The organism is Syntrophothermus sp. (assembly GCF_013314835.1).
Classification (GTDB): Bacteria; Bacillota; Syntrophomonadia; order Syntrophomonadales; family Syntrophothermaceae; genus Syntrophothermus; species Syntrophothermus lipocalidus.
In genome coordinates this window covers 1-3,355 of record NZ_JABUEX010000130.1, presented here as the reverse complement: position 1 = coordinate 3,355, position 3,355 = coordinate 1, and the positions used below count along the sequence as shown (strand labels likewise).

2 tRNA genes and 2 rRNA genes are annotated in these 3,355 nt (G+C 58.6%); all 4 read left to right on the top strand.

The features are described 5' to 3' along the window. Nucleotides 1-672: ribosomal RNA gene (locus tag HPY90_RS15525) — 16S ribosomal RNA — on the top strand; the annotation flags it as partial. A gap of 138 nt (nt 673-810) precedes the next feature. Then, nucleotides 811-887 (top strand) — tRNA-Ile (locus tag HPY90_RS15520). Between the two features lie 17 nt (nt 888-904). Continuing rightward, nucleotides 905-980: transfer RNA gene (locus tag HPY90_RS15515), tRNA-Ala, on the top strand. A 191-nt stretch (nt 981-1,171) separates the two neighbouring features. Continuing rightward, nucleotides 1,172-3,355: ribosomal RNA gene (locus tag HPY90_RS15510) — 23S ribosomal RNA — on the top strand; the annotation flags it as partial.

Sequence of the window (3,355 nt, the reverse complement as noted above, 5' to 3'; positions counted from 1 at the left end):
AGCATCCCGCCTGGGGAGTACGGCCGCAAGGTTGAAACTCAAAGGAATTGACGGGGGCCCGCACAAGCGGTGGAGCATGTGGTTTAATTCGATGCAACGCGAAGAACCTTACCAGGGCTTGACATGTGCCTGACGTGCGTGGAAACGCGCATTTCCTTTTAGGACGGGCACACAGGTGGTGCATGGCTGTCGTCAGCTCGTGTCGTGAGATGTTGGGTTAAGTCCCGCAACGAGCGCAACCCCTGCTCCTAGTTGCTAGCGGGGAAGCCGAGCACTCTAGGGGGACTGCCGGGGACGACCCGGAGGAAGGTGGGGATGACGTCAAGTCATCATGCCCCTTATGTCCTGGGCTACACACGTGCTACAATGGCCTGTACAGAGGGAGGCGAACCCGCGAGGGGGAGCGGATCCCAAAAAGCAGGTCCCAGTTCGGATCGCAGGCTGCAACCCGCCTGCGTGAAGTCGGAATCGCTAGTAATCGCGGGTCAGCATACCGCGGTGAATACGTTCCCGGGCCTTGTACACACCGCCCGTCACACCACGAAAGCCTGCAACACCCGAAGCCGGTGGGCTAACCCGAAAGGGAGGCAGCCGTCGAAGGTGGGGCAGGTGATTGGGGTGAAGTCGTAACAAGGTAGCCGTATCGGAAGGTGCGGCTGGATCACCTCCTTTCTAAGGAGCTACGGTGTGTTCCCGCCTCGGCACCGCTCGAGGGGGAGATGCGCAAACTCCCAGGTCGATCCCACCTGCCATACTCACTGTTTAGCTTTGAAGGAGCAAATCCTTCAGTCTGGAAACAAGGTGTAAGGTGGGCGTATAGCTCAGGTGGTTAGAGCGCACGCCTGATAAGCGTGAGGTCGGTGGTTCGAGCCCACCTATGCCCACCAGTTTTTGTGGGTAGTGTGGGGATGTAGCTCAGCCGGGAGAGCGCCTGCTTTGCACGCAGGAGGCCAGCGGTTCGATTCCGCTCATCTCCACCAGAACAGGCTATCCGGTCTGCTGCGGTGGCCTTCGACAGAGAGGGCGTGCGGGTAGACCTGAGAGCGATATAACGTGACAGAAGCGCAGCGCCGAATATGGCGCGCCGGCTTCCGCGGCGGGCTTCCGTGGCGGGGCCGGGGATGCACCTTGAAAACTGCACAGTTTGGGTGTTTCGTCGGGCTTATGATGAGGTCAAGCTAGGAAGGGCGCATGGTGGATGCCTTGGCGCCGGGAGCCGATGAAGGGCGTGGCAAGCGGCGATACGCCTCGGGTAGCCGCAAGCAGGCGTTGATCCGGGGATGCCCGAATGGGGAAACCCGCCAGGGGTAATGCCCTGGCATCCCTGTCTGAATCGATAGGGCAGGGAGGGGAACCGCGGGAACTGAAACATCTTAGTACCGCGAGGAGAAGAAAGAAGTATCGATTCCCCAAGTAGCGGCGAGCGAAAGGGGAGGAGCCCAAACCCGCAGCATGTAAGCCTGCAGGCGTTGTGTTGCGGGGGTTGCAGGAGCCACCGTCGGATATCTGCAGGTATTCGGATGGCAGGCGTATCTCTAGCCGAAGAGGTCTGGAACGTCCCACCGTAGATGGTGATAGTCCAGTAGGCGAAAGGGAGAGGCCGCCATGGGTGGCCACCTGAGTACCACGGGGCACGAGGAACCCCGTGGGAAGCTGGGAGGACCACCTTCCAAGGCTAAATACTACCCGGCGACCGATAGTGAACTAGTACCGTGAGGGAAAGGTGAAAAGAACCCCGGGAGGGGAGTGAAATAGAACCTGAAACCATGTGCCTACAAACAGTGGGAGGACGTTCGGGCCTGCTTAGCGGGCAACGAGTCTGACCGCGTACTTTTTGTAGAACGGACCGGCGAGTTACAGTGTGTGGCGAGGTTAAGCGGATGACGCGGAGCCGTAGCGAAAGCGAGTCTTAAATGGGCGCGATAGTCGCACGCTGTAGACCCGAAACCGGGTGATCTATCCATGGCCAGGGTGAAGCGGGGTTAAACCCCCGTGGAGGCCCGAACCACGTTGTCGTTGAAAAGGCATGGGATGAGCTGTGGATAGGGGTGAAATGCCAATCGAACCCGGAGATAGCTGGTTCTCCCCGAAATAGCTTTAGGGCTAGCCTCGGGAGATGACTTATGGAGGTAGAGCACTGATCGGGCTAGGGGGCCTGAAAGCTTACCGAACCCTTTCAAACTCCGAATGCCATAAGTTTATCCCGGGAGTCAGACTGTGGGCTCTAAGGTTCATAGTCGAGAGGGGAAAAGCCCAGACCCAAGGCTAAGGTCCCACAGTATGGGCTAAGTGGGAAAGGATGTGGGGTCGCTAAGACAGCCAGGATGTTGGCTTAGAAGCAGCCATTCATTTAAAGAGTGCGTAATAGCTCACTGGTCAAGTGGTCCTGCGCCGAAAATGTATCGGGGCTGAAGCCCATCACCGAAGCCTGGGAAGTAGCGGTATAGCTACTTGGTAGGGGAGCGTTCCCTGGCGAGCGAAGTAGGACCGTAAGGACCTATGGACGGCAGGGAAGAGAGAATGCCGGTATGAGTAGCGACAAGGCAGGTGAGAATCCTGCCCGCCGAAAGCCTAAGGTTTCCTGAGGAAGGGTCGTCCTCTCAGGGTAAGTCGGGGCCTAAGCCGAGGCCAATAGGCGTAGGCGATGGACAATCGGTTGATATTCCGATACCACCCTGGAACCGACCATGGGGACTCCACGCGGACTCTGGTAGCTTCGGTTACCGGGGCGAGCGTGGGGGACTCAAGCGATGGGGTGACGCAGGAGGGTAGGCCATCAGGCGACTGGAAGTGCCTGTCCAAGGGTGTAGGAGGTAGTCCAGGCAAATCCGGGCTACGGTAACTCCGAGGCCTGATGGGGACGCGAAATTTAGTAGCGGAACTGGCTGAACCCAGGCTGCCAAGAAAAGCCTCTAGCGAGGGTCCGGGGTGCCCGTACCGCAAACCGACACAGGTAGGCGAGGAGAGAATCCTAAGGCGCGCGAGAGAACCCTCGTTAAGGAACTCGGCAAACTGACCTCGTAACTTCGGGAGAAGAGGTGCCCCGAGTAGCGTGGCATGAATTTGCTTTGTGCTGCGCGAGGGGGCCGCAGAGAAATGGCCCAAGCGACTGTTTATCAAAAACACAGGTCTCTGCTAAGTCGAAAGACGAAGTATAGGGGCTGACGCCTGCCCAGTGCCGGAAGGTTAAGGGGAGGGCTCAGGGGGGAACCCCGAAGGTCTGAACCAAAGCCCCGGTGAACGGCGGCCGTAACTATAACGGTCCTAAGGTAGCGAAATTCCTTGTCGGGTAAGTTCCGACCCGCACGAATGGCGTAACGACTTGGGCGCTGTCTTGACGGGGGGCTCGGCGAAA